The sequence below is a fragment of the Streptomyces sp. NBC_00569 genome, assembly GCF_036345255.1.
Lineage (GTDB): Bacteria > Actinomycetota > Actinomycetes > Streptomycetales > Streptomycetaceae > Streptomyces.
On sequence record NZ_CP107783.1, the window covers coordinates 670384 to 694577 of the forward strand.

Genomic DNA, 24194 nt, shown 5'->3' on the forward strand with positions numbered 1-24194 from the left:
CCCAACTGACGAGCAATACCTGGGAGGCAACCAGATGATCTGAGCGAAACATCTGGCGAGCGCCGCAGACATCTGACATCTTGGCCATCATTCGCCGGAAGCCCGGAACACGGGTCCACCGCGCCTCGTCACCTCGTCCACCCGTCGCACACAGGAGTGACCGCCGATGACTGCTCGTATCGTCGATGTGGAAACGATCGACGTCCGCTTCCCCACCTCCAAGGACCTCGACGGCTCCGACGCGATGAACGACTCGCCGGACTACTCGGCGGCGTACGTGGTGCTGCGCGTCGGCGGTGGCGACAAGCTCACGGACGTCTCCGAAGGGCACGGCTTCACCTTCACCATCGGCCGCGGCAACGACCTCGCGGTCCAGGCCGCACGGGCGATCGGCGAGCGGGCCGTAGGTCTGTCCGTCGCCGAGATCGTCGGCGACCTGGGCGGCTTCTCCCGCCATCTGCTCGGCGACAGTCAGCTGCGCTGGCTGGGCCCCGACAAGGGAGCGATCCATCTCGGCACCGCCGCGGTCGTCAACGCCGCCTGGGACCTGGCCGCCAAGCTGGCGGGCAAGCCGGTGTGGAAGCTGCTCGCCGACTTCTCGCCGCAGCAATTGGTGGACCTGGTGGACTGGCGTTACCTCAAGGACGCGCTGACCCCGCAGGCCGCGCTCGACATGCTCGAGACCCAGGTGCCGGGTCGCGCCGAACGGGAGGCGTACGTGCGCCGGCACGGCTACCCCGCGTACACGACCAGCGCGGGCTGGCTCGGCTACGACGACGCCAAGTTGGCCCGGCTGTGCAAGGAGGCCGTCGCGCAGGGCTGGGACGCGGTCAAGCTCAAGGTCGGGGCCGACCTCAAGGACGACATACGCCGCTGCCGTATCGCCCGCGAGATCATCGGCCCCGACCGCAGGCTGATGATCGACGCCAACCAGACGCTCGGCGTCGAGGAAGCGATCGCCTGGGCGGACGCGCTCGCGGAGTTCGACATCTGGTGGTTCGAGGAGCCGACCAGCCCTGACGACATCCTGGGTCACGCGGCCATCGCGCGGCGCATCGCGCCGATCCACGTGGCCACCGGTGAACACGCCCACAACGCCGTGATGTTCAAGCAGTTCCTGCAGAGCGAGGCGATCGGCATCTGCCAGATCGACGCCTGCCGGCTCGGCGGCGTGAACGAGGCGGTCGCCGCCCTGCTGCTCGCCGCCGCGCACGACGTGCCCGTCTGCCCGCACGCGGGCGGAGTCGGCCTGTGCGAACTGGTACAGCATCTGTCGATCTTCGACTACGTAGCCGTCAGCGGCTCGATGGAAGACCGCGTGGTGGAGTACGTGGATCACCTCCACGAGCACTTCCACGACCCCGTCCGCATCCGCGGCTCGCGCTACCTGGTGCCGGAGGCTCCGGGCTACAGCGCGCAGATCCGCCGCGAGACCCTGGAGACCTACCGCTACCCCACCGGTCCGGTCTGGGGCGAGTCCGACCGGATGGGATCCTGACCCCATGTCAACCAAGAGAGACGCGGACGGCTCCGGCGAGAGCGCACTCAGCGTCGTCGACGTGGCAATCAGCCGCCTCAAGAAGCGCATCGAGTCGGGCGAGTTCGCGCCGGGTCAGCGACTTCCCCCGGAGACCGCGCTCGCGAACGAGCTGGAGCTGTCCCGCCCCTCTCTCCGCGAGGCCGTACGCGCCCTCGCCATGGCCGGGGTTCTCGACGTGCGCCGAGGTGACGGCACGTTCGTCACGGATCTGCGGCCGGACCGGCTGGTGCGCGCCATCGGCAGCTTCCTGGACCTCGCCAACGACACCGGTCTCGACGAGATGCTGGAGTGCCGCAAGGTCATCGAGCCGGGCGCCACCGCGCTCGCGGCGACCCGGATCGACGCGGCCACCCTCGACGCCCTCCACCAGCGCATCGAGCGCATGCGGACGCTGCACGACCCGGAGGAGCTGGTCCGAGAAGACCTCGCGTTCCACGCCGACATCGTCGCCGCGACAGGCAACCGCACCCTTGAGTCGCTGCTCTCCTCCGTCACCCAGCAGACGGCCAGGGCCCGCGTCTGGCGAGCGCTCATCAAGTCCGACGTGCTCGCCTGGACCCACGAGCAGCACATGGACATCTACCGCGCCCTGCGCGCCCACGACAGCCTGGCCGCCTTCACGGCGGCCAACCGGCACGTCAACGATGTGGACGCCTGGGTGCGTGACCGCCTCGACGCGGTGCGGGACCGCGCCTGAGGGAGCAGGGAGCTGCCGCCACCGGCCGTGTCACGCGCGTCCCAGGACGACGAGCGCGACCAGCAGCACCGTGACGGCAGCGCTCATCCCGTGGGCGACAACCGCGGTGAGCGGGAAGTTACGTTCGGCGGTGGCATGCCCCTGCGAATGTCTGCCCCGGCTGGGCAGCCAGCGGAAGAGCATCATGAAGCCGAAAGCTGCCACGATCAGAACGACAGCGCAGGCGGCCCAGGCGGAGCCGCGCGCGTTGCCGACGAGGTACGCCGTCCAGGAGAGAAGTCCGGCGACGGCGAGCGCGATGTGGCCGAGGACGAGCCACAGCGGCAGCCGCGTCACGCCCGGCGTGCGCTGTTGCAGTCCGCCGTGTCGGATCCACACCGTGGCCAGATATCCGCCCAGGCTCGCGGTGATCAGCCAGACACACAGCACGGCGACACGCATACGCTCCCCCTCGGCATCCGTTGCCCTTTGACCCAGCACAGCGCACAGCGGGGACGACCGTTCAGACGTCCATTCATCAATTCACTCGTAGGGACGAATAGCGGCGCTAACTCCACCGAACTCGCCGGCCCGCACCTTTACGGCGTGAGGCATCAGGCAGCGGCGTCGGCGCAGCCGATCGGTGTGGTTGGCTGCGGCGTATGGGTCTCAGACGATCGTTCCGCAGCCCGACCGGGGACCGTGTCCCGGCGCCGAAGGCGGCGCCCCCGTTCGACCTTGAACTGAGCGTCGTACTGGCGGACTTGGACAGAGGGGCGAGGGAGCCTCTCACCCCGGACAATCTCGCCGCCCGGCAGCAGCAGGACGCTGCGGCCCGGCCCAGGCCGACCGCCGAGGACCTGTGCGCGGACGGCCGTTTCGAAGTGACGGAGCTGCGCGTACCGGGACCGCCCGGCGGGCCGGAGGTCACGCTCGTGAGCGCCCGGCCTTCCGGACTCGTCGGGCCGCTGCCGCTGCTGTACTACATGCACGGCGGCGCGATGGTCATGGGCAACGCGTGGTCCGTGCTTCCGCGGATTCTTCGCGAGTGGGCTCTTCCGCTGGACATGGCCGTGATCTCGGTGGAGTACCGGCTGGCGCCAGGGGCGCAGTACCCGGAGCCTCTTGAGGACTGCTACGCAGGGCTCGTCTGGGTCACCGCGCACGCGGCCGAACTGGACATCGACCCGGACCGCGTCATCATCGGCGGGAAGAGCGCGGGCGGCGGACTCGCCGCGGCCCTCGCCCTGCTGGCCCGCGACCGCGGCGGTCCCGAGCCGCTGGGACAACTGCTGCTGTGCCCCATGCTCGACGACCGCGGCAGCACCTTCTCCAGTCGACAGATGTCGGGCCTCGGGCTGTGGGACCTCACCTCGAACGCCACGGCGTGGCAGGCCCTGCTGGGTGATCGCCACGGTGCCGAGGACCTGCCCCCGTACGCGGCCCCCTCCCGCGCCGTGGACCTCTCACGGCTCCCCCCGGCGTATGTCGACGTCGGGTCGGCAGAGATGTTCCGGGACGAGGGCGTCGCCTACGCGGGTGCCATCTGGCAGGCGGGCGGCCAGGCCGAACTGCACGTATGGCCGGGCGCCTACCACGGCTTCGACAGCGTGGCGCCCAAAGCAACCCTGAGCCAGGACGCGCGCACCGCCCGCACCCGCTGGCTCCGACGCCTGCTCGCCGGCCGCCGTACCTGAGCCCGATGCCCCAGCACGCGCGCCACGGCACCGGCTTGGGGGAACAAGTCAGCGAGCTTGGAGAGTTGGTATGCCACGGCTCGACCACTATCCAGCGAATGGAACTGAATGTTCCGTTCGGGACGATATCTTGACGGCATGCCAATGTACGGTTTTGTCGGGACCTCGGCCGGATCGACCACGCGGCGACAACGCCGAGGCGGCCCACCGCTGGACCTGATGCACGGAACGGGGGTCGAGACCCCGTGTCGCTGACGCGCCCGGCGCTCGCCGTCCCGAACGCCCGCACCCGATCCCCTCTCGTATCCCGCCACGCCTGGGAGGGCTACCGCTGCGAATCGCGGCTGGTGCGTGCGGCCGCGCCGTGTATCGCGCCCTTGGTGCTGGTCGGCGGAGCGTTCCAGACCAAGGAGAGCTGGGGCCGTCTGGAGCGTGAACTGCTCGCGCACGTGGACGTGTTCACTGTCGACCTGCCGGGCTGGGGTGCCGGGAACGTTCTCCCCGACCGCCATGGCGCGGACTTCCTCGCGGACGCACTGGGTCACATGCTCGACGAGTCGGGTCTGACCTCCGTCAATCTCGTGGGCGGTTCGTACGGCACGGCGATCGTCTACCGCCTCGCGCAGCGGCGGCCCGAACTGGTCGAGAGGATGGTGCTGGTAGGGACCATGACGTCCATTCCCGGGCACGCCCGGGTCGCCATGCGCCGGACTCTGGACCTGCTCGTGGACCGGCGTATGGAGGAGTTCGCCGAGGAGACCGTCGCGTTCATGGTCAACGCCGACCGGATCGACTCCGTCACCGCAGGCTCCCGGGTTCGCCGCTTCCTGATGCGCCGGATGCTCAACCTGAGCGAGGAGGACGTCGCGAAACACCTCGCCAACACGATGCGTCTGCTCAGGCACGAGATGCTCGACACGAGCCGGCCGCCGGCCATGCCGGTACTGGTCGCGACCGGGGAACACGACACGTTCACCACTCCGGACCTGTGCCGGGACCTCGCCGCCACGTGCTCCGACAGCTGGTTCACGCAGGTGGCCGACGCCGACCACATGCTTCCGCTGGAGCGGCCGGTCGAACTCGCCGACCTGATCACACACTTCCTGACGGACGAGCCGTTGGAACAGCTCACGTACTGCCGCGGGGTGGAGCGGACTTCCCACCCCTGCCCGGCACGGTGAGCACGCCCGACGGCGTCCCGGGCAGCACGTGATCATGTGACTCTCGGTCAGCGCGCTCGTTGGTGGCGTATGGACGAACGCGAGTCGCGGCAGCCCAACAACGCGGCAGCGGAACCGGGTTGCGCGACTCCGGTTGAAAGGGGACCCGCACTCGATGCGCATCCAAGTCATCACGGTGGGTTCGACCGGCTCGGTCGCCCCGTACACCGGCCTCGCCCACCGGCTGCTGGCCGAGGGGCACACCGTCGAGATCGTCACTCACGCCAAGTTCGCGCCGATGGTTGCCTGTTGTGGACTCCGCATGCAGCCGCTCGAAGCCGATCCCTTCGAGTCGCTGATCGGCGCCCACAGCAGCCGCAGCAGCGCAGGGCATCCGTCGGACGCCCCTCGTTCACCCCGACGCCAAGCACTCAAGTCGCTACGGTCACTCTTCCGTACGACCGAACAGGCCATGCTCTCGTTGGTGGACGCCGTCCTCACAGCGGTGGATCCGAAGGCCGACCTCGTCCTGCTGTCGACCATGGCCGCCCCGATCGGCGCGGCCATCGCGCGCTACCACCGCATTCCCAGCATGGGCGTCTTCCTTCAACCCGATGTGCCCACTGCCGAGTTCGCCCCGTGCACGATGGCCTGGCGGAGACCGGGCCGCACCAACGTCCTGCGGGGCCACGCCGCCAACGCCCTCTTCGACACCCTGTTCCGCACGGCGAATCGCGCCGTCCACGCCCGTCTGGGTGTCGACCACCGCAGTGCCCATCGCCTGCGCAGCGTCCGTGAGCGCGATCAGTGGCCGATCTGGCACGGCTACAGCCCCTGGGTGGTTCCACGTCCGGCGGACTGGCGGCCCGGGCTGCACGTGGCCGGGTACTGGTGGCCGCACGAGTGCCCGAACTGGCAACCACCCACCCTGGTGGAGGACTTCCTTGCGGCCGGACCACCCCCGGTACTCATCGGTTTCGGAAGCATGATGCCCGGCGACCCCGAGGAGCTCGGCCGGATCGCAGCACAGGCGCTGCGCCGCGCGGGGCTGCGTGGGGTCGTCCAGTCGGGCTGGGCCGGCCTCTCGGTGGTCGACGACGACGTCATCACCGTCGACGAGATCCCGCACAGCTGGCTGATGCCTCGGACGGCGGCAGTGGTCCACCACGCGGGCGCCGGCACCACGGCGGCCGGTCTTCGGGCGGGTGTTCCGGCGGTACCGGTGCCGGTCATGACCGATCAGCCCTGGTGGGCCGCCCGCCTCGTGCAGCTCGGGGTGAGCGCGCAAGCACTGCCCTGCACCGAACTGACCGCCGCACGATTGGCCGACGCGCTCACCCGGACGACCCAGGACCGTGCGCTGTCGCAAAACGCCGCGGCAGCGGCCGTACGCCTTGCGCAGGAGGACGGAGCGGGGGTGGTGGCCCGCGCGGTCGCCGCGCTCGGCTGATCCCCGTCGACCCGCGCATGCGCCGGCCCAGAGCTCGCCCGGACACACCGAACGGGGGGCGCACCCCATCATCGGTTTGAGGACCCCCTATGACCCGACCAGCCCCGCCATCACACCTCGCCACCGCGTCGACCGCGTCGGAACACGACAACTCGCGCCCCACCACCGCCATGCCACCGCTGGACGCCTGGATGCACCGCCAGCAGAGCAGCGGCGGCACCAACATGACGGCCGCGCTGCTCGCCTGGTTCGAGGGGCCCCCGCCCACGCTGTCCGCCCTTCGCTCCTTGGCCGGGTACCGCCTCGCGCCCTACGAGCGGCTGCGGCAGATGCCGAGCGCGGCCGATCCCGCGGAGAACAGCTGGCCGCTGTGGTCGACCGGCCCGCGCTTCGAGGCCGCTCACCACATCGTCGAAAGCCCCGGCGCCGCCACGACGGAACTCGAAGCGGACATCTCAGCCCTCTTCACTGCGCCACTCGACCCCCGCCGCCCGCCCTGGCAGCTGCACCTCATCCCGACCACGGGCGGCTTCGTCCTCCTGTTCCGCGCCCACCACGCGTTGCTCGACGGGAGGTCGATCGCCACGTTGCTCCGCGCCCTGACCGACGAGACCGCCGTCCTGCGCCCTCCGCGAGCCGGCGGCTCTGCGACAGCGGACTCGCCCTCCCGGGCCCGTCAACTCGTCTGGGCTCTGGGCGACTTGCTCCCCAAGGGCCGCCCACTCCCCTTTCACGGTCCCGTGGACCCTCACCGCGTCCTGTCCTTCCGCCAGGTGCCGCGCGGGGAACTCGACGCCGCCCGCGCCTCGTTGCGCTCCGCTGCGCCGGCCGGGCGCGCGTCCACCAACGCGGTCTTCCTCGCCGCCACCGCGGGTGCGCTGCGGTCCCTGGGCGTCACCGCCCGCCCCCTGCCGACCGTGCCCGGCATCTGCGCCCTCGTCCCCGTCGACGTACGCACCGACGAGGAATCGCAGCTCCTCGGCAACCACTACGCCACGGTGCGGGTGCCGCTCCCCCAGCTGAGGGACGCTCGGGAGAGACTCGCCGCCGTCGACTCCTTCGTCCGTCGCGCCGCGATCGGAGCCAGGGCCCGTGCCCAGGCCGCCGTGGTCTCCTCACGACCACGCAAGATCACCCCTTTGAGCAACGCGGCGGGCCGTTACGTCGATTCGCCTCGCTACTTCTCCCTGCTGTGCAGCAGCGTGTCCACACACGCCGGTGAACTGACCCTCGGATCAGCGCGGCTCACCGCGATGGCAGGCATCCCACCACTCGGCCCGGGCCACCCCCTCGCGGTCACCGCCATCCATCACGGCAGCACCTGCGTCGTAACCGCCATCACCGACGACAACCATCGCGAACTGGCACAACCACTCACGGAACGAATCCACGACGAGATCCGTGTCCTGGCCGGCTGAACGAGTCGGGCAGGACGGCGGTCGGCCGGTTGAGGTGAAGCCGCTGTGCCGCGGTCCACGCGTACGTGCACCGCGCCGGTGCCGACGTCGTGGCTCTGGTCAGGCAGTGGTCGTCGGCGCCTGGAAGTAGTGCCCCTTGTCGAGGTCTTCGAGGAGGCCGGGGTGGGTCGGCTCCCAGGCAAGCAGTCCGCGGGTCAGCGCGTTCGACGCCGGGGCGTCGATGCCGACGAAGGCGGCCAGCCAGGCGAAGTGCTCGGCGGCGTTCTCTGGAGCCACGGAGGTCACCGGCACGTCGAGGTGCCGGCCGATCACTTCGGCGACGTCGCGGAGCGCGACCCCCTCTTCCGCGACGCCGTGCAGCACCGATCCTGCGGGGGCCTTCTCGACCGCGAGGCGGAACAGATGGGCGGCGTCGAGGCGGTGGACGGCGGGCCAGCGGTTGGCGCCGTCGCCGACGTATCCGGAGACGCCCTTGGCGCGGGCGGTGGCGACCAGCGTCGCCATGAAACCGTTGTCCCCGTCGCCGTGGCAGGTGGCGGAGAGCCGCACGACGGACGAGCGCACGCCCTGCTGGGCGAGGTCGAGCACCGCCTGAGCGGTGGCAGCGCGGATAGTGATCGGCGAGCCGTTGGCCGTGGCCGTGTCCTGCTCGGTCGACACCCGACCGGGCGCGAGGCCGGCCACGCCGGAGGCGATGACGAAGGGCCGGTCGGTGCCCACCAGCGCGGTGCCGAGGGCGTCGACGGCGCGGCGATCCGCCTCCGCGGCCCCCTGGAAGTCGCCGGAGAAGGCGATGTCGTGCTTGAAGGCGAGGTGGATCACCCCGTCCGACGCGGCGGCCGCGTCACGCAGTACGTCGAGGTCGTCGACGGTGCCGCGGACGACCTCCGCCCCCGCGGCGGTGAGCGCCGCCGCGGAGGCGTCGGAGCGGGCCAGCCCGACGACCTGGTGTCCCGCGTCGATGAGTTCGGGAACGACCGCGGAGCCGATCCAGCCGGAAGCGCCGGTCACGAAGATGCGCATGAGAAACCCCAGAAGAGTCGATGGCAGATGCTGCCAAGGTGATGTCAGTGCCTGTCATCAACGCTACACCTGATGTCATTCACTGTCATCACGTAAGATCTGCGCATGGGTAGATGGGAGCCGAACGCGCGTGGGCGTCTGGCGAACGCGGCGTTGGAGCTCTACAGCGAGCGCGGGTTCGAGCAGACGACCGTGGCGGAGATCGCCAAACGGGCCGGGCTCACGGAGCGCACGTTCTTCCGCCACTACGCGGACAAGCGCGAGGTCCTTTTCGCCGGTTCCAGCCATCTGGAGGAGGCGTTCGTGAAAGCGGTCGCCGACGTGCCGAAGTCCGCGGCGCCGATCGACGCGGTGGCCGTGGGCCTCGACGCGCTCGCCGAGTACTTTGCCGACCGCCGCGACTTCGCGCGCCGTCGGCAGGCCGTGATCATGGCGACCACGGAACTCCAGGAGCGCGAACTCATCAAGCTCGCCTCGATGTCAGCGGCACTCGCCGACACCTTGCGCCGGCGCGGCGTGGCCGAGCCGGCGGCGAGCCTGACCGCCGAGGCGGGGGTCGCCGTCTTCAAGGTGGGTTTCGAGCGCTGGATCGGCGCGGCGGAGGAAGGTGAGATGTCGCGGTTCATGCGGGAGTCGCTGGACGAGCTCAGGGCGGCACTGACGGGCCACTAGCCCGCCTCGCCCCCTCTCACGCGCTTTTCCGGCGTACGCGAAGCCCGTGCTTGCGTGCCCACTTCAGTACTTCGGCGAGTGCCGGGTACCGTTCGTGCAGCTGCTGGGCGTTGCGGTCGAGTTCCTCCATGAGGCGCTGCGAGCGGTGCTCCGTGTCGAGTTCGGCGAGGATGCGGTCGATCTCGGTGAGCAGGGCCCCCTGCAGTTGCCAATGGCTCGGGTCCTCCTGGACGGTGTCCAGAAGCAGTCGCGCGACGTGTTCGCGCTGGGCATTGGCGGCGCCGAGATGGCTGACCAGGCGGTCTTCGGCCACTTCCGATTCCGAACTGGTTCCGGTGGAGACGAGTACGGCGAAGCTGACCACCGCGTCGGCAACGTGCCCGAGCAGATCGCGCATCGCCATCGACACCTCGGGGTCGAGCAGCCACTCCTCTTCACGCTGTTTGGCCAGGTCCGTCAGGGTCCGGGCGATGACGCGCAGCACGACGGTGCAGATTTCGAGTGTGTCGAGGCCGGTCCGCAGAACGACGCGGTGCAGACGCCCCTCCCTTACGCGCGGGTTGAGCCGGAGGCTGTCCTCGGCCTGCCGCAGGGAGGCGTCCACGTCGGCGATGTCCTGATCGAGGCGGCGCGCCTCGTGGAGTCGTTCCGCAGCGAGTGGCCAGGGGGTCTCGTCGTCGAGCTGGTCGCCGAGCTCGAGGAGCAGGCGGCGCATGCGCCGGGCGAGGTCCTCCAGGGCGTCACCCGCCGTGTCCACCCAGAGGGGCGGCGCGAAGAACAGGTTGAAGGCGAGCCCGGTCAGGGCTCCGATCAGGGTTTCCAGTACGCGGTCCCATGCGCTCGACGCCACTTGGGTGACGCCGAGTACGAGCATGGCGCTGATCGCCACCTCGGGCACGAACTCGTTCGCGCGGACGAAGGGCCCGATGGTGAGGGACGCGAGGATGATCAGCCCCAGGCTCCACCAGCTCAGCCCCACCAAGGCGCTGAACCCGATGGCGATGAACACTCCGACGACCACGGCGTTGATGCGGCGGATGCTCATCTTCACGGTCGCGTACAGGGTCACCTCTACGACAAGGAGAGCGGTCAGCGGCGCGGTCAGCGGGACCGGTTCGCGGCTGAGGCGCAGGGCGATGACGTAGGCGATCGTCGCGGCGACGGTGGCCCGTAGCGTCTGCACCGCGGCCGGGTGCTTCAGCCGTTTCACGAGCCGGCTGCCGCTGGGGACACGGCTCAGCAGCTTCGTCAGCCGCTCGGGGAACAGACGCATCCTCAGTCCCTTCCCCGATCCGTGCGGCACCTCCCGGCCGCGTAGCCCGCCCGGGTCACGCCGAACGGCATCGGGGCGGTCGGCGCTCGCGCTTCATGCCCGTATCCGTTCGCCTCGCCGCGTCATCCCCGTCGCGTCCCCGAAAGCTTCGGCTGGTCGGTCGGCTGTCGACCGGCGGTGATTCCGGTGAGGATGAGGTCGATGCCGGCGAGGAACTCTTCTCGGTCGTCGTGATCGCGCAGTGGGCCGGCGACGCTGCGGGTGAACGCGTACTCGTCGGGATCGAGGTTGGCCCATACCGCCGAGACAGCACCCAGGAACGCGGCCCGGTCCGTGTCCGGCGGGGCCGAACGGGCGTTGGCCGCGTTCTGTCCGGCCACTCCGAGGATGTAATTCCACAGCGCGGACGCGACGGTGAACTGATCGGCGGCGGGCACCCCGAGCGCTTGCACCTGGCGCCCGATGTGTTCGAAGACCCGCAGCATCGGCGACTGCCCAGGGGCTCGGGTGAGTTGGGCGCCGATCCACGGGTGATCGTCGATCGCGTCGAACGCCCCGAGCGCAAGTGCTCGGATCGCGTCCTGCGGCGTGGCGTCGGCGGTGTCGGCGGTCATGGCTCCGGCGACGACGGCGTCGGTGGCGGCACTGAGGAGTTCGTCCTTGCCCGCGACGTGCCAGTAGATCGCGCCCGGCCCGGTGGCGAGCCGTTCGGCCAGCGCGCGGAACGTGAGTCCGCTCTCGCCCGCCGCGTCGAGAAGCCCGATCGCGGCCTCGACGATGCGCTCACGGGAGAGCGGCTTCTCCCGTCGCTCCGGACGACGCGCCCTGGTTGCCATGCGCCCATCCTGACATACGTCTGGAACCCCGTTCCAGCTTGACATCTCTGGAACAGAGTTCCAGTCTGACTCTGGAACAACATTCCAGAGATGAGATGACCTGCCGGATCCCCGCCCGGCAGTCGTGCACAGGCAAGGAATCACCATGACCACACCCGTAACGATCATCGGCGCAGGCCTCGGAGGGCTGACCCTCGCCCGCGTCCTCCACGTCCACGGCATACCCGCGACGGTCTACGAGGCCGAGCCCTCGGCCGAGGCCCGCGCGCAGGGCGGCCAACTCGACATCCACGAGCACAACGGGCAGCTCGCACTGGAAGCGGCCGGCCTCACCGCCGAATTCCGCGCGATCATCCATGCGGGCGGCGAGGCCACGCGCGCGCTCGACCAGCGCGGAAAGGTGCTCCTCGACGAACCCGACGACGGCAACGGCGGGCGGCCCGAGGTACTCCGCGGAGACCTGCGGCGCATCCTCTTCGACTCCGTGCCCGCGGGGACGGTCCAGTGGGGAAAGAAGCTCACCGGCGTCACGGCCCTCGGCGACGGGCTGCACGAACTGACGTTCATGGACGGATCCACCGTGCGCACCGAACTCCTCGTAGGCGCTGACGGCGCCTGGTCAAAGGTCAGGCCGCTGCTCTCCGACGCCGAGCCCGAGTACGTCGGCACGACGTTCATCGAGACCTACCTGTACGACGCCGACGAGCGGCACTCCGCGGCGGCCGAGGCGGTCGGCGGCGGCGCGATGTTCGCTCTCGCCCCGGGAAAGGGCATCTCCACCCACCGCGAGGCGGGGAACATCCTGCACACGTACGTGCAACTGAACTGCCCCGCCGAGTGGATCGCCGGCATCGACTTCACGGACGCCGCCGCGGCGACCGCTCGGGTCGCGGCCGAGTTCGACGGGTGGGCGCCGGAACTCACCGCGCTGATCACCGACGGCGAAACCGCACCGGTACCGCGCACCATCCACACGCTCCCGGACCGCCACCGGTGGGACCGCGTTCCCGGGGTGACGCTCCTCGGTGACGCCGCCCACCTCATGCCGCCGTCCGGCGAGGGCGCGAACCTGGCGATGCTCGACGGCGCCGAGCTCGGGCAGGCGATCGCCGCGCACCCCGACGACCTCGAAGCGGCACTCACCACCTATGAAGAGGCGATGTTCCCGCGCAGCGAGTCGGAAGCCGTGGATGCGCACCGGCTCATGGCGCTCTGCCTCGACGAACGGGCACCGCACAGCCTCATCGACTTCCTCACCGGCTGAGACGACCGGCCGCGCGGGGCCGGCTCAGGACGGGGCGCCGGTCAGGACTTCCACCTTGCCGGTGTCGAGAGAGTAGTAGGCGCCCACGACGGCGAGGTCGCCCTTTCCCACGAGTGGGGAAAGGTCGCCGTTGGTGCGCAGATCTGTTGCGGTCAAGGTGACCTGCGCGCGGGCCATGGTCTCGACGGGGTCCCCTCCACCCTTGCGGACCGCCTGTCGATAAGCCGGTTCCAGAGCCTTGACGATCGCCTGCAGGTTGCCCGGCAGCGGTTTGTCGTCACGCAGGGACTCGTACGCCGCCTTGACAGCGCCGCACCGCTGATGGCCGAGGACCACGATGAGCGGGGTGCCACTCGTCATGGGCCCGTATTCGACGGAACCGGTGACGACCGGCCCGATCGCCTCCCCGCCCGTGCGCATCACGTAGAGGTCGCCGAGCCCGGTGTCGAAGAGGAGTTCAGGCGGTACGCGGGAGTCGATGCACGAGAGGACCGACCCGTACGGCTCCTGCTCCTGAGCCACCAGCTCACGACGGTCCGGATCCCTGTCGGGGTGCTGAAGGTCCCCGCTCACCCAGCGCTTGTTGCCCTCCATCAGCCTCGCGAATGCCGCCGCGGGCGTGGTCGGCGGCGGCGTCGGGGAGGGGCTGGACGGTGTGGTGACGGCGCCGGTCGGTGCGGTGACGGCGCGGGTCGGTGTGCACGCCGCGAGCGCGACCGTGGCACTCGCAAGTGCGCCGGCGAGCAGAACCCTGCGTTTCGGAGACTCTGCTGCGTCCATCGGTCGTTCCCCTCTGTGCCGTGTGCCGCTCACACACGCCCGTGCGTCCTGACAGGGGCGATTGTGCTGCCAGGTACGGGTGAAGTGACGGCAGGCACGAGCGGGCGCGCGGCACATTGCCACCGGCGGGCTAGGGCGTTCCGATCGGATCAGACAACGCGCGGACGAGCGTGCCGGGCCCCGCGAGCCCAGCCTGGATCCGCAGGAGAGGCCCTGGGCTCAGCCGTCGGCGGCGAGGCGCCCCAGCCACTCGGTCAGCAGGCGTTGTTCCGCCCCACTGAGGACTGTCTGTTCGGGCAGCGCGGCACGCAGGGCGCGCGCGGCGCCGGCCGGGCCCGCGGCCTGCACGGCCGGTTCCTGGTTGGTGACGGTGGCGACCATGGACTCCCGGAGCGTCGTCAACAGGGCCGGATTGCGCTGGTCTTCGGGCAGTGACAGCCAGGTGAGGACCGCGCCGCGCGCCGTGGCATGGATGATCATGGCGGCCAGCTCCTCGTCGACCCTGAGCCATCCGCCGGCGGCGAGCCGCCGGATGCGCCCCATGAGGATCTTCATGCCCGCCTCGAACGCGGCCGACGAGGTGGTCGTGGGTTCGCTGTACATCAGCGTGTACAGCGCGGGGTTGTCGAGCCCGAACTCGACGGCCAGGTCCCAGCCGGCCCGGAGGTCCTCGATCGGGTCCTGCGGATGGGGGACAACGGTCTTGCTCGCGAGGAACTTGGCGAAACCGTGCTCCGCCACGGCCTCGAGCAAGCCGTCCTTGTCGCCGAACAACCGGTAGATGGCGGGCGGTTGCAGGCCCGCGGCGACCGCCACGGCGCGCGTCGTGACCGCGTCACGGCCCTCGCGCGCCAACAGCTCGGCGGCGGCCTCGATCACCCGCTGCCGGGGCTCACGCTCCGTGGGTGCGGTCTCGGACGCGGCGGCGGCCTCGCCGCGACTCCCTCGTGAACGTGATGGCATATATCGACGATACAACACGGGCGTTACCATCGTTAATATCAGTGTTACGGTGAAAGCGATTCCACTGGAACCATGCGTTGGAGCGAACCATGATCATCGTGACCGGAGCGACCGGACAGCTCGGGCGTCAGATCGTCGAGAGCCTGCTGGCACACGTGCCCGCGGACCGGGTAGGCGTCAGCGTCCGTGACCCGCAGAAGGCCCAGGACCTCGCCGACCGAGGGGTGCGCGTGCGGCAAGGCAGCTTCAGCGACGCCGCCGGCCTCGCGCACGCCTTCGAGGGCGCCTCACAAGTGCTGATCGTCTCCGTCGACAAGATGGGCGAGGAGGCCGTGCGGCAGCACCGCGCCGCGATAGACGGGGCGGTCGCGGCGGGCGCCCGGCGCATCCTCTACACCAGCCACATGGGCGCGAGCCCCACGTCGCATTTCGAGCCCTGCCGTGACCATGCCTCCACGGAAGAGGCTCTGAGGGCCTGCGGTGTGCCGTTCACCTCGCTGCGCAACGGCTTCTACGCCACGAGTGCGCTGCAGTTCCTGGGACACGGGCTGGAGTCCGGAGAAGTCGAACTCCCCGCGGACGGGCCGGTGAGCTGGACCGCGCACGCCGACCTCGCCGAAGCGGCGGGTGCCGTCCTCGCCGACGAGGGCCTCTTCGACGGCCCGACCCCACCGCTCACCGCCGCGCAGGCGCTGACCTTCGACGACATCGCGAACCTCGCCACCGAAGTCGGCGGCCGCAGCGTCAAGAGGATCACGTCAACTGATGACGCGTTCCGCGAGCAGCTCGTGGGCCACGGCGTTGCCGCCGGGACGGCCGATCAGTTGCTCGGTGTCTTCACCGCCGGCCGCGCCGGTGAATTCGCGACAGTCGACCCGACGCTCGCCACCCTGATCGGACGCGAACCCACCTCCCTGAGCACGCTGTTGCGCGAGCAGCTGCGCGGGAACTGAGCCCCACGCGTCCGGCGCGGTCTTGAGCGCCGGGCACGCGAAGTCAGGGGCAGTGGTTCGGGTGGGCCGAACGGTGACGGGCGTCGGCGTGGAGGCCGGGACGAGCCGGATGCGGTGGGCGTGCGTCCCAGTTAGAGCGCGATGCCCAGCGCGTCGCCGACGGCGCGTCCGACGCTCTCACGGGCCGGTTCGCCGACGACGGAAGGGTCCCGATGTGGCCGTCAGTCGCCGCCAGGCCACGCCGCCAGCGCCAGCTCGGCCACCTGGGACAGCTCGTCCGCGTCGGCTCCGTCCCGCGCGCGCTGCGAAAGTCCCTGCACGATGGTGGCGAAGTAGGAGGCCAGTGCCGACGCGTCGACCCCGGCCGGCAGCTCCCCTTCTTCCTTGGCCTGGCGCAGGCGCTGCTCGATGGCGGCCAGGCCCGCGTTACGCACGTCGCGCAGGAACTTGGCGATCTCCTCGTCCTGCACGGTGACGTTCGTGGCCGCGCTGATGGCCAGGCAGCCCGCCGGGTGCGACGGATCCGCATAGACCACCGCCGCCTCATGCAGGATCCGGGACACGGCGCCGCGAGCCGTGGGCTCCTCGGCCAGGGCACGCGCCGGGAACGACCCCACCGGCGACCGCCCGTACACCTCGACAGCCTCCCTGAAGAGCGCCTTCTTGTCGCCGAACGCCGCGTACAGACTGCCCGGGCGGATGCCCATCGCCTCCGTCAGTTCGCCCAGCGAGGTCGCCTCGAATCCGCGCTCCCAGAACAGCCGAATGGCCGCCTCCAGCGCCGCGTCCCGGTCGAACGTGCGCGGTCGCCCGCGTGCCTTGCTCATGCCCACCATTCTAGAGCGCTCGCTCAAAAACTCATGCTACGGTCCATTCTTGAGCAGTCACTCAACAAATGGCGCGACCCAAGGAGGCCTCTCGCCCCATGAACGGACATCTGGACACGCAACCGGCCGGTCAGGCGAAGAGGCCTGCGGGCGAACAGGCAGAGAGGCGTCCGGGCGAACAGCTGAACGCGCATCGGCACGACGAGGGGCACACCGTCGCCGGGTGGGCCGGCTTCGCCGTTGCCACCGGCGGAGCGATCATCACCGGCCTCGGCATCTGCGGCCGGCGACCCGGGATCTGGCTGGGGATCTGCGTCCTGGCTTCGGCAGCGCTGGTCACATGGGGTCTGCACCTCGCGGGCTGGGGCAAGCCGCCCGGCCCGCGGGCTTCGGATCTCAGGGGCCGGGACCGCGCCGCACGCAACGGGCACGCCGACTGCCTCGGGTGCCGGATGGCCGGGCGACGCGGGGTTCCGGTGCGTCCGGCCGTCACCCCCGAGCCCACCGTCACACCCGCGGAAGCGCCGTCCCCCGCCGACCTCTGACACGGGAGACGACCAGGGCACATCCGGCCGCCATGAACTCACTCCTCACGACCGCTGGCGTTATGCAGGTGAATACCTGCATAATCGAAGTGTGAGCCACGAAGCAACAGCGATGGACCAGGTCTTCAAAGCGCTGGCCGATCCCACCCGGCGGCGGCTGCTCGACCGTCTGCGCGAGCACAACGGCCAGACGTTGCGCGAGCTGTGCGACCGCCTGGACATGGCGCGCCAGTCGGCCACCCAGCATCTCGACATCTTGGAGCGCGCCGGCCTCGTGACCGTCGTCCGGCGCGGACGCGAACGGCTTCACTACCTCAATCCGGCCCCGATCCACGAGATCGAGGAACGCTGGATCTCCGAGTTCGACAAGCCCCGTCTGCAAGCTCTCAGCGCCATCAGGAACCAGGCAGAGGAGTACGCCATGACCAGCGGATCAGCATCCGTACCGTCCTACGTCTACGTCACCTACATCCGGGCCCGCGCGGAGCAGGTGTGGCAGGCCCTGACGGACGCAGACCTGACGGCGCGCTATTGGGGACACGCCAACGTCTCCGACTGGCAGCCGGGCTCGGACTGGGAGCACCGACGCGTCGACGGATCGGGGGCCGTCGACGTCGTCGGTCAGGTCCTCAAGGCCGAGCCGCCGACACGTCTGGTCATCACGTTCGAGGACGCCCCGGACGCCCAGCCGCCGCGCGACCCGTCCGTGGTCACCTTCCTCGTCGAGCCGCACGAAGACATCGTCCGGCTCACCGTGACCCACGAGAACCTTCCCAACTCGGAAATGCTGAACGGCATTTCACAGGGATGGCCGGCCGTACTCGCGAACCTCAAGTCGCTGCTCGAGACCGGCGAGGTGCTCCCGCAGGCGCCGTGGAGCATGTCGAGCTCGCATGCCTGAAGCGGCAGGAACGACCGCCTCCTGCCCACAGCCACTCCGCCCAGAACTCAAGGAAGAAGACATGGTGGACACCGCTTCTCTTCGGGACGCCTACCGCACGCTGCTGGACGCCGCCTCCACAGTGGCCGGCTCCGGGGAGACGCGCCCCGTCCCGCCCACGGGCGAGTGGAACGCCGATCAGATCCTGGCCCACGTCGCCCTCGTCAACGCCACCACCATCGCCACCGTCTCCGCCGCGTCCGCGGGAGCACCCACGACGTACGACACCCGCACGGCGCACGACATCTGGACCATCGAGCACGTCATCGAGCTCGCCGGCGGCAACGCGGGGCTCCGGGAGCGTATCCGCCTCCAGGCGGACGCTCTCTGCGCTCTCGGCGGCCCGATGCTGAGCGCGACCGAACTCGCCACGCCGGTGCCCGCCTTGCTGCTGTCCCACGACAAGGTCCTGGTCAATCAGCCCCTCCCGCTCAGGGACCTCATCGCGGGCCTGGCGGACGTGGAACTGCCCGGCCACACCCGACAGCTCCTGGCCCTGCTGCCGCAACCGGCTGTGGATGACTAGGGGCTGGAAGACCGCCGGCCCTCAGCGCGCCCGCACCACATCCAGTTCCGCCACCGCCGCGAACCGGTTCTGGTCGCCGTGTTCGCTCAGTGCCCGCAGGGCGACATGGCGCGCGGTGACCGGGGCCACCGGGACGACGTACTCGGTGCGGTCGTTCGGGAAGGTGCCGGTCGCCACCTTCCGCCAGGTGGCTCCGTCGTCGGACACCAACACCTCGTACGCCTTCACCCGGCCGTTCGTGCCGCCGTCCTGACGTGGCATGTAGCGGATGCCGGAGAGATGTTGCTCGCGGCCGAGGTCGATGGAGAGTTGCTGGGGAAGTCCGGCGCTGTAGTCACTGTGCCAGTGCGTGTACGGGTCGTTGTCGACGGCTCGTGAGGCCTGGCCGGGTTCGCCGGTGGTCTCCTGGCTCGTGGCGGTCGCCGTCCAGCCGTCTTGACTCAGCATGCCCGGGTTCTCGCCGATGTCCCCGGTGACGGGCAGGGGCAGGGCGTCGCCGACCTGGTCGTAGCAGTCCAGGAAGGGACGTACGTCGGAGCCCGCCGGGGTGGCCCAGGTCCGCTCGGCGACGACGGCCAGGGGCCGCCGGGCGAAGTAGTCGACCCAGCCGAGCGAGAAGGTCTGGGTGTGGTCCGACCAGCGGGCGACGCGGTAGCCCAGGATGCCGTCCCGCTGCACGAACGCGTAGTCGCGGTAGGTGGTGCGGATGTCGAAGAAGCCGTAACTGCCGGGCGTGGCACCGAATCCCGGGCTCACGTACAGGGGTCCGTCCTGGGTGCCGATGGTCCGGTACCCCTTCGCGGCCCGGCCTTCAGGGCTCGACAGCCACTCGTTGACCACGATCCGTTCGTCGGGGGTGATACTGGTGGGCTGCTGGTAGTCCCACCACTGCCAGACCTGGGTGGTCTTTCCGTGGTCACGTACGGTCCGGTCGAGGTCGTTGATGAATTCGACGAGCGCGTCGCCGACGTAGGGGTACCCCTTGGCCTTCTGGTAGGCGACGAGTTCGGGGCACGCCTTCTGTGCCGCCTCCGGCGGTACTTCATCCGTGCCGATGTGGATGTAGGGGCTCTTCCTGAAGATGTCGGCGACCTCCGCGACGAGGTCGCGGGCGAAGGCGCGACGAGGTCGCGGGCGAAGGCGCGGGTGGCGGGCTTGGTGTAGTCAAGGGTCCAGTGGCCCAGGTCCGAGCCCTCCCAGCTGATGCCGGGGCGGGCCATCGACGCGCAGGAGAAGGCGAGTTCGGGCTTGGCGTTGCCGATGGCCACGGAGTGTCCGGGCAGGTCGATCTCCGGGACGACGGTCACCCCGTACCGCTCGGCGTAGTCCTCCAGATCTCTCAATTCCCTTTTGGTGTAGTGCTGTTCGGCGACGATCTCCGGATACTTCGCACTCTCGATGCGGTAGCCGTTCCAGTCCGAGAGGTGGAGGTGGAAGGTGTTGAGCTTGTACCACGCGCTCTGGCGGATCTGCTGCTTCAGATAGTCGACGGGGAAGTATTTGCGGCCGACGTCGAGCATCTGCCCGCGATCGCCGAACAGTGGCCAGTCGGTCGCCGTCCCCCGGTCGACGGAGTGCGCCCTGGGCGAGGTGCGCAGCGCCTGGAGGAGGGTGCGGGTGCCATGAATGACGCCTTCCCGCGATGCACCGGTCAGGCGGGCGGCGCTTTCGAGGGTGAGACGGTACGCCTCCCTGCCCGCCGCACCCGGCACGTCGCCGACCGCCAGCCCGATGTCGTGCGTACTCGGGGTTCCGGACACGATGGGCGGACGCACCCCCTCCTGCGCGTCCAACTCCCCCGCCAGGAGCTCCGCGGTGGTCCGGAGTTCAGCCACCGCGGAAGGGGCGATGACGATGCGCGTGTGCGGTGTCAGTTCCCAACTCCCCTGCCCGCCTTGCCAGGAGCGCAGCGACGGGACCGTCACGGGGGCAGGGTTGGCCCCCACGGCATGGGCGGCGGGCGCGCCGAGTGTGGCGCCGAGCAGCACACCCGCGACGACAGGGACGAGCAGGGAGGCCAGCCGGATACGTGGGTGGCGAGCCGGGCGTGACATCATGCGGGCCCCTTCGAGGTGCTGCGGCAGAAGGCTGGACTCTCGGGCACTCGGGCACTCGGACCTGGCAGGACCACATCATCGACGGTGCGTAATTATGCGTCAATATGCAGTGCAGCAAGCATGATTGAGCATGCCGACGGGCGAGACGGGACTGGGCGAAGCGAGTGACCCGGTGCGCGCCGATGATTTTGCTCGGGCGCCGCAGTCATCATTCAGTGATCGTGGTGATCCGCGGGCGAGTAGCCGTACGGGCCACCGGCCGAACGACCGGAAGACCGGACCACCTGCCAATCACCTGCCGAACGGTACGAAACACACCAGGAGACCTTGAGATGCGCACTCTGATCAGCACCGCCTTCGTCTCGCTCGACGGCGTCGTCGAGGCCCCGGGTGGCGAGCCCGGCTACCGGAACTCCGGGTGGACCTTCAAGGACGTCGAATTCCTCCCGGAGGCGTTCGAGATCAAGGGCCGCGAGCAGCAGGAGGCCGCCGCCATGATGATGGGCCGCGTCAGCTACGAGGCGTTCAGCCCCGTCTGGCCCGGCATGGAGGAATTCGCCCAGTACAAGGCCATGCCCAAATACGTCGTCTCCACCACCCTCACCGAGGACGAGCTCGTCTCGGACTGGGGCGAGACCACGATCCTGCGCTCCCTCGACGAGGTCGCCGCGCTCAAGGAGACCGAGGGCGGGCCGATCATCATCCACGGCAGCGCCGCCCTCAACCGGAGCCTCTCCGACGCCGGCCTCATCGACCGCTACCACCTGCTTGTCTTCCCGCTGCTGCTCGGCGCGGGCAAGCGCCTGTTCAGCGACACGGACAAGGACACCCAGAAGCTCAGGCTCGTCGAGTCCGAGGCGTACGCCAACGGCCTGCAGAAGCAGGTGTTCGACGTCGTCCGCTGACGGCGCGGGACCGCACAGGACGCCCGCTCCGATCAGCGACCCTCAATCAGGGTCCTCGATCAGGGACCCCGACTGAGGCTTCCCATCAGGGCCCTTGCTGCAAGCGCACACGCGCGTGGCCGTGGGCCCTGATCATCCGCGCCCCGACGTGAGCGCCCTCAGTGGAACGTGAAGCGGCCGTGGCCTCTTGTTCACGCGGCCCGCGGCGGCCAGTTCTTGATGGTCTTGGGGCGGGGCGCCGCGTACGTGCGTACCTTCGAGGTGGAGAGGCCGAGGCGGACGAGGGACTCGGCGATGGTGACGGCCGCCGCGACGCCGTCCACGACGGGGACACCGGTGCGCTTGACGACTCGCTCGGTGAGGCCGGCCATGCCGCCGCAACCGAGGCAGATCACCTCGGCCCGGTCGCGTTCGACGGCCTGGGCAGCCTGTTCCACGATGGCCTCGACGGCGGCTTCCTCGTCGCTCTCCAGGTCCAGTACGGCCATTCCGCTGGCCCGCACCGACGCGCAGCGGTCCGAGAGACCGGCGAGCTTGAGCCGGTCCTCGATGAGCGGCACGGTCCGGTCGAGCGTGGTGACCACGGAGTAGCGGTGGCCCAGGAACTGCGCGGTGCTCGCGGCGGCTTCCGTGATGTCGACGACCGGGACGTCGAGGAGTTCCTGGAGCCCCTCCCGTCCGTGCTCGCCGTACCCGGCCTGGATGACGGCGTCGAAGGGGTGCGGGTAGGAGCGGACCGCCTCCATCACCGCGACGGCCGCGAGGTAGCTCTCGTAGTTGCCTTCCACCGACTCCGCGCCGAACGGCGGAGTGAGGGGCACGATCTCCGTTCCCGGTGAGGCGACGGCGGCGGCCTGGGCGCCGATGCTCTCGGTCATCGAGGCGGTGGTGTTGACGTTGACGACGAGGATGCGCATTTCTGGGCTTTCTTTGCCGGGTCCGGCCTGGGCCGGAGGCGGTACGAGGGTGGTGCGGAGCAGTCAGGCGGCGTCGACCGCGATGGCCTCACCGTCGACATCCCGGGTCGCCTTCTTGCGGTCGGCGAGGACCAGGTAGACGACGGCGGAGAGGATCGCGCCGATGAACCAGGAGAACCCGGAGGCGGACTTGAAGGCGGGGACCAGCGCGATGACGACGGCGACGGCCGCGGCGGGCACGAAGGCGGCGATGGCCTTCATGTGGAACCCGCGCTGGTAGAAGTAGTCGCCCTGCTGGTCGTCGGTGTAGAGGTCGGGGACGTTCACGCGGGTTTTGCGGACCAGCCAGTAGTCCGCCATGACGACGCCGAAGATGGGGCCGAGCAGTGCTCCGAGGCCGCCGAGGAAGTAGTTCACCACGGTGGGGTTGTCGTAGAGGTTCCACGGCAGGATGACCAGGCCGATGACGGCGCTCACCACGCCGCTGCGACGGAAGTCGAGCGTGCGTGGGAACAGGTTGACGAGGGCGTAGATCGGCGCCACGAAGTTCGCCATGAGGTTCACCGCGATCGTCAGCGTGATGAACGCGAGTGACGCCGCGGCCATCAGGAACGTGTTGGGGATCGAGCGCACGATGTCCTCGGGCCCGGTGATGACCTCGCCGTTCAGCTTGAACTGGGCCCCGCTGAGCACGACCACGATGCCGGCGAAGAACAGCATGTTGACCGGGATGCCGACGAGGTTGCCGCGCACGATCGCCCGGCGGCTCTTGGCGGAGCGTGTGAAGTCGCAGAAGTTGAGCACGAAGGTGCCGTAGATGACGACCCAGAGGGCGGCGCTCTCGAAGATCTGGCGCCACATGTCGAGGCCGTGCGGCGCGTGCCCGGTCGACATGGAGATGGAGCCGTCGGCGCGGATGAACATCCAGATCGCCAGGGCGGACATAGTGATGAGGATCGTCGGTGCCGCGAACGCCATGTACTTGCGGATGAGTTCCATGCCGTAGCTGACGATGACGACCTGAATGACCCACAGGGTCAGGAACGTCGCCCAGCCCAGGGTGGAGAGTCCGAGGATCGAGTTCTCGTCGAGCGAGCGCAGCCCGGGGAAGAGCACCTTGACGAGCGCGCCCAGCACGGACGCCGCCAGGTACGTCTGGATGCCGAACCATGCGATGGCCACGACGCCGCGGACGATGGCCGGGATCTGCGCTCCCTTGACGCCGAAGGCGATGCGGCTCATGACGGGGAACGGGACACCCGTCTTGTTGCCCATGTAACCCGAGAGGGTCAGGAGCAGGAAGAGCAGTGCCGACGCGACCGCGAAGGCGACCAGGATGTTCCAGACGCTCATCCCCAGGGCGAACAGGCCTATCGCGAAAGCGTAGTTGCCGAGGCTGTGTACGTCGTTGCCCCAGAGGGTGAAGACGCTGTAGGCGCCCCAGCGGCGCCCTTCCTTCTTCGTGGGGGCGAGGTCGGGGCTGTACAGCCCGGGGCTCGTCCGGGGTTCCCCGTCGACCGCAGCGGTGGGTGGCTTCTCGTGCACGGCGGCCATGACACACTCCCGGCGTTTCCGTATAGCGGAATTACTTTTCCTTGTTTCGGAACGGGAGATTACGGGGGGCGGTAGGGGCGGTCAATAGGTCGCTGCCCAGAATTTATGCGACACCGCGCAACACCCTGCCGTGACAACTCTCACGCGGTGAAGATTGCGTGAGCAAATTGTTTGCGGGCACCACAGGCCTCTCGACCCGCCCGCCGGCCCCTCACGCG

General features: G+C 69.6%; 23 protein-coding genes and 1 pseudogene. 13 read left to right on the plus strand and 11 right to left on the minus strand.

The window, feature by feature from the left end; all coding sequences use genetic code 11:
• Nucleotides 1-166 precede the first annotated feature (166 nt).
• Nucleotides 167-1498, plus strand: coding sequence for an enolase C-terminal domain-like protein (locus OHO83_RS03105; protein ID WP_330278596.1), 1332 nt, complete (start codon nt 167-169; stop codon nt 1496-1498).
• A 4-nt stretch (nt 1499-1502) separates the two neighbouring features.
• Nucleotides 1503-2237: a FadR/GntR family transcriptional regulator gene (locus OHO83_RS03110; protein ID WP_266679137.1), complete on the plus strand. Its 735-nt coding sequence runs from the start codon at nt 1503-1505 to the stop codon at nt 2235-2237.
• A gap of 30 nt (nt 2238-2267) precedes the next feature.
• Here the strand turns inward: OHO83_RS03110 and OHO83_RS03115 are convergent, their stop codons facing one another.
• On the minus strand, nt 2268-2678 hold the full coding sequence (locus OHO83_RS03115) for a hypothetical protein (RefSeq protein WP_266679135.1): 411 nt from the start codon (nt 2676-2678) through the stop codon (nt 2268-2270).
• Nucleotides 2679-2878: 200 nt separating this feature from the next.
• Here OHO83_RS03115 and OHO83_RS03120 point away from each other — a divergent pair, with 200 nt between their 5' ends.
• The 4 genes from OHO83_RS03120 (at nt 2879) to OHO83_RS03135 (ending at nt 7941) form a co-directional block, all read left to right on the plus strand.
• Nucleotides 2879-3913, plus strand: a complete 1035-nt coding sequence (locus OHO83_RS03120; protein WP_330278597.1) for an alpha/beta hydrolase — start codon at nt 2879-2881, stop codon at nt 3911-3913.
• A 245-nt stretch (nt 3914-4158) separates the two neighbouring features.
• Nucleotides 4159-5094 (plus strand): alpha/beta fold hydrolase, encoded by a 936-nt coding sequence (locus OHO83_RS03125; protein WP_329431952.1) that lies wholly within the window; start codon nt 4159-4161, stop codon nt 5092-5094.
• A gap of 154 nt (nt 5095-5248) precedes the next feature.
• Nucleotides 5249-6523 (plus strand): glycosyltransferase, encoded by a 1275-nt coding sequence (locus tag OHO83_RS03130; RefSeq protein WP_330278598.1) that lies wholly within the window; start codon nt 5249-5251, stop codon nt 6521-6523.
• An 89-nt stretch (nt 6524-6612) separates the two neighbouring features.
• Nucleotides 6613-7941, plus strand: coding sequence for a wax ester/triacylglycerol synthase domain-containing protein (locus tag OHO83_RS03135; protein WP_330278599.1), 1329 nt, complete (start codon nt 6613-6615; stop codon nt 7939-7941).
• Nucleotides 7942-8040: 99 nt separating this feature from the next.
• Here the strand turns inward: OHO83_RS03135 and OHO83_RS03140 are convergent, their stop codons facing one another.
• Nucleotides 8041-8964, minus strand: a complete 924-nt coding sequence (locus OHO83_RS03140; protein WP_266679125.1) for an SDR family oxidoreductase — start codon at nt 8962-8964, stop codon at nt 8041-8043.
• Between the two features lie 105 nt (nt 8965-9069).
• On the opposite strand from OHO83_RS03140, the gene OHO83_RS03145 reads away from it, so the two are divergent.
• Nucleotides 9070-9636, plus strand: coding sequence for a TetR family transcriptional regulator (locus OHO83_RS03145; protein ID WP_329431958.1), 567 nt, complete (start codon nt 9070-9072; stop codon nt 9634-9636).
• Nucleotides 9637-9652: 16 nt separating this feature from the next.
• Here the strand turns inward: OHO83_RS03145 and OHO83_RS03150 are convergent, their stop codons facing one another.
• The gene (locus OHO83_RS03150) at nt 9653-10909 is read right to left on the minus strand and encodes an FUSC family protein (RefSeq protein WP_266679121.1); all 1257 of its coding nucleotides are present in this window, start codon (nt 10907-10909) and stop codon (nt 9653-9655) included.
• A 122-nt stretch (nt 10910-11031) separates the two neighbouring features.
• Nucleotides 11032-11745: a TetR/AcrR family transcriptional regulator gene (locus OHO83_RS03155; protein ID WP_266679119.1), complete on the minus strand. Its 714-nt coding sequence runs from the start codon at nt 11743-11745 to the stop codon at nt 11032-11034.
• A gap of 145 nt (nt 11746-11890) precedes the next feature.
• Here OHO83_RS03155 and OHO83_RS03160 point away from each other — a divergent pair, with 145 nt between their 5' ends.
• A complete protein-coding gene (locus OHO83_RS03160) occupies nt 11891-13009 on the plus strand; it encodes an FAD-dependent oxidoreductase (RefSeq protein WP_329431959.1) in 1119 nt (372 codons plus the stop codon).
• A gap of 24 nt (nt 13010-13033) precedes the next feature.
• Here OHO83_RS03160 and OHO83_RS03165 read toward each other — a convergent pair whose 3' ends face one another.
• Together OHO83_RS03165 and OHO83_RS03170 are read right to left on the minus strand one after the other, a co-directional pair.
• On the minus strand, nt 13034-13789 hold the full coding sequence (locus OHO83_RS03165) for a carbonic anhydrase (protein ID WP_266679115.1): 756 nt from the start codon (nt 13787-13789) through the stop codon (nt 13034-13036).
• Between the two features lie 219 nt (nt 13790-14008).
• Nucleotides 14009-14752, minus strand: coding sequence for a TetR/AcrR family transcriptional regulator (locus tag OHO83_RS03170; RefSeq protein WP_330278600.1), 744 nt, complete (start codon nt 14750-14752; stop codon nt 14009-14011).
• Between the two features lie 89 nt (nt 14753-14841).
• Here OHO83_RS03170 and OHO83_RS03175 point away from each other — a divergent pair, with 89 nt between their 5' ends.
• Entirely contained in the window at nt 14842-15705 is an 864-nt protein-coding gene (locus tag OHO83_RS03175) for an SDR family oxidoreductase (RefSeq protein WP_266679111.1), read from the plus strand.
• A gap of 221 nt (nt 15706-15926) precedes the next feature.
• Here the strand turns inward: OHO83_RS03175 and OHO83_RS03180 are convergent, their stop codons facing one another.
• Nucleotides 15927-16541 carry a TetR/AcrR family transcriptional regulator gene (locus tag OHO83_RS03180; protein WP_389570521.1) on the minus strand — a complete coding sequence of 205 codons (615 nt, stop codon included), beginning with the start codon at nt 16539-16541 and terminating at the stop codon, nt 15927-15929.
• Nucleotides 16542-16714: 173 nt separating this feature from the next.
• On the opposite strand from OHO83_RS03180, the gene OHO83_RS03185 reads away from it, so the two are divergent.
• The 3 genes from OHO83_RS03185 to OHO83_RS03195 all read left to right on the plus strand — a co-directional run bounded on the left by OHO83_RS03185 (nt 16715) and on the right by OHO83_RS03195 (nt 18543).
• The gene (locus tag OHO83_RS03185; protein WP_330280706.1) at nt 16715-17077 is read left to right on the plus strand and encodes an HGxxPAAW family protein; all 363 of its coding nucleotides are present in this window, start codon (nt 16715-16717) and stop codon (nt 17075-17077) included.
• Between the two features lie 112 nt (nt 17078-17189).
• Nucleotides 17190-17978 carry an ArsR/SmtB family transcription factor gene (locus OHO83_RS03190; protein ID WP_329437621.1) on the plus strand — a complete coding sequence of 263 codons (789 nt, stop codon included), beginning with the start codon at nt 17190-17192 and terminating at the stop codon, nt 17976-17978.
• 61 nt (nt 17979-18039) lie between these two features.
• On the plus strand, nt 18040-18543 hold the full coding sequence (locus OHO83_RS03195; protein WP_330278602.1) for a hypothetical protein: 504 nt from the start codon (nt 18040-18042) through the stop codon (nt 18541-18543).
• Nucleotides 18544-18564: 21 nt separating this feature from the next.
• Here OHO83_RS03195 and OHO83_RS03200 read toward each other — a convergent pair whose 3' ends face one another.
• Together OHO83_RS03200 and OHO83_RS03205 are read right to left on the minus strand one after the other, a co-directional pair.
• Nucleotides 18565-19626 (minus strand): discoidin domain-containing protein, encoded by a 1062-nt coding sequence (locus OHO83_RS03200; protein ID WP_330280707.1) that lies wholly within the window; start codon nt 19624-19626, stop codon nt 18565-18567.
• Between the two features lie 98 nt (nt 19627-19724).
• A pseudogene (locus OHO83_RS03205) lies at nt 19725-20600 on the minus strand (family 20 glycosylhydrolase); the annotation flags it as partial.
• Nucleotides 20601-20932: 332 nt separating this feature from the next.
• On the opposite strand from OHO83_RS03205, the gene OHO83_RS03210 reads away from it, so the two are divergent.
• Nucleotides 20933-21505 (plus strand): dihydrofolate reductase family protein, encoded by a 573-nt coding sequence (locus OHO83_RS03210; protein ID WP_330278603.1) that lies wholly within the window; start codon nt 20933-20935, stop codon nt 21503-21505.
• Nucleotides 21506-21696: 191 nt separating this feature from the next.
• On the opposite strand, the gene OHO83_RS03215 is transcribed toward OHO83_RS03210, so the two are convergent.
• Nucleotides 21697-22422 (minus strand): aspartate/glutamate racemase family protein, encoded by a 726-nt coding sequence (locus OHO83_RS03215; RefSeq protein ID WP_266679099.1) that lies wholly within the window; start codon nt 22420-22422, stop codon nt 21697-21699.
• A 63-nt stretch (nt 22423-22485) separates the two neighbouring features.
• Nucleotides 22486-23976: an NCS1 family nucleobase:cation symporter-1 gene (locus OHO83_RS03220; protein WP_266679097.1), complete on the minus strand. Its 1491-nt coding sequence runs from the start codon at nt 23974-23976 to the stop codon at nt 22486-22488.
• Between the last annotated feature and the right edge of the window lie 218 nt (nt 23977-24194).

Bases quoted from the DNA above. Each gene is read 5' to 3' on its own strand.
- OHO83_RS03155 (WP_266679119.1), bottom strand. From the start codon at position 11,745: ATGGCAACCAGGGCGCGTCGTCCGGAGCGACGGGAGAAGCCGCTCTCC.
- OHO83_RS03215 (WP_266679099.1), bottom strand. From the start codon at position 22,422: ATGCGCATCCTCGTCGTCAACGTCAACACCACCGCCTCGATGACCGAG.
- OHO83_RS03210 (WP_330278603.1), top strand. From the start codon at position 20,933: ATGCGCACTCTGATCAGCACCGCCTTCGTCTCGCTCGACGGCGTCGTC.
- OHO83_RS03150 (WP_266679121.1), bottom strand. From the start codon at position 10,909: ATGCGTCTGTTCCCCGAGCGGCTGACGAAGCTGCTGAGCCGTGTCCCC.
- OHO83_RS03115 (WP_266679135.1), bottom strand. From the start codon at position 2,678: ATGCGTGTCGCCGTGCTGTGTGTCTGGCTGATCACCGCGAGCCTGGGC.
- OHO83_RS03170 (WP_330278600.1), bottom strand. From the start codon at position 14,752: ATGCCATCACGTTCACGAGGGAGTCGCGGCGAGGCCGCCGCCGCGTCC.
- OHO83_RS03135 (WP_330278599.1), top strand. From the start codon at position 6,613: ATGACCCGACCAGCCCCGCCATCACACCTCGCCACCGCGTCGACCGCG.
- OHO83_RS03120 (WP_330278597.1), top strand. From the start codon at position 2,879: ATGGGTCTCAGACGATCGTTCCGCAGCCCGACCGGGGACCGTGTCCCG.
- OHO83_RS03165 (WP_266679115.1), bottom strand. From the start codon at position 13,789: ATGGACGCAGCAGAGTCTCCGAAACGCAGGGTTCTGCTCGCCGGCGCA.
- OHO83_RS03220 (WP_266679097.1), bottom strand. From the start codon at position 23,976: ATGGCCGCCGTGCACGAGAAGCCACCCACCGCTGCGGTCGACGGGGAA.
- OHO83_RS03130 (WP_330278598.1), top strand. From the start codon at position 5,249: ATGCGCATCCAAGTCATCACGGTGGGTTCGACCGGCTCGGTCGCCCCG.
- OHO83_RS03105 (WP_330278596.1), top strand. From the start codon at position 167: ATGACTGCTCGTATCGTCGATGTGGAAACGATCGACGTCCGCTTCCCC.
- OHO83_RS03180 (WP_389570521.1), bottom strand. From the start codon at position 16,541: ATGGTGGGCATGAGCAAGGCACGCGGGCGACCGCGCACGTTCGACCGG.
- OHO83_RS03190 (WP_329437621.1), top strand. From the start codon at position 17,190: ATGGACCAGGTCTTCAAAGCGCTGGCCGATCCCACCCGGCGGCGGCTG.
- OHO83_RS03140 (WP_266679125.1), bottom strand. From the start codon at position 8,964: ATGCGCATCTTCGTGACCGGCGCTTCCGGCTGGATCGGCTCCGCGGTC.
- OHO83_RS03160 (WP_329431959.1), top strand. From the start codon at position 11,891: ATGACCACACCCGTAACGATCATCGGCGCAGGCCTCGGAGGGCTGACC.
- OHO83_RS03145 (WP_329431958.1), top strand. From the start codon at position 9,070: ATGGGTAGATGGGAGCCGAACGCGCGTGGGCGTCTGGCGAACGCGGCG.
- OHO83_RS03110 (WP_266679137.1), top strand. From the start codon at position 1,503: ATGTCAACCAAGAGAGACGCGGACGGCTCCGGCGAGAGCGCACTCAGC.
- OHO83_RS03175 (WP_266679111.1), top strand. From the start codon at position 14,842: ATGATCATCGTGACCGGAGCGACCGGACAGCTCGGGCGTCAGATCGTC.
- OHO83_RS03195 (WP_330278602.1), top strand. From the start codon at position 18,040: ATGGTGGACACCGCTTCTCTTCGGGACGCCTACCGCACGCTGCTGGAC.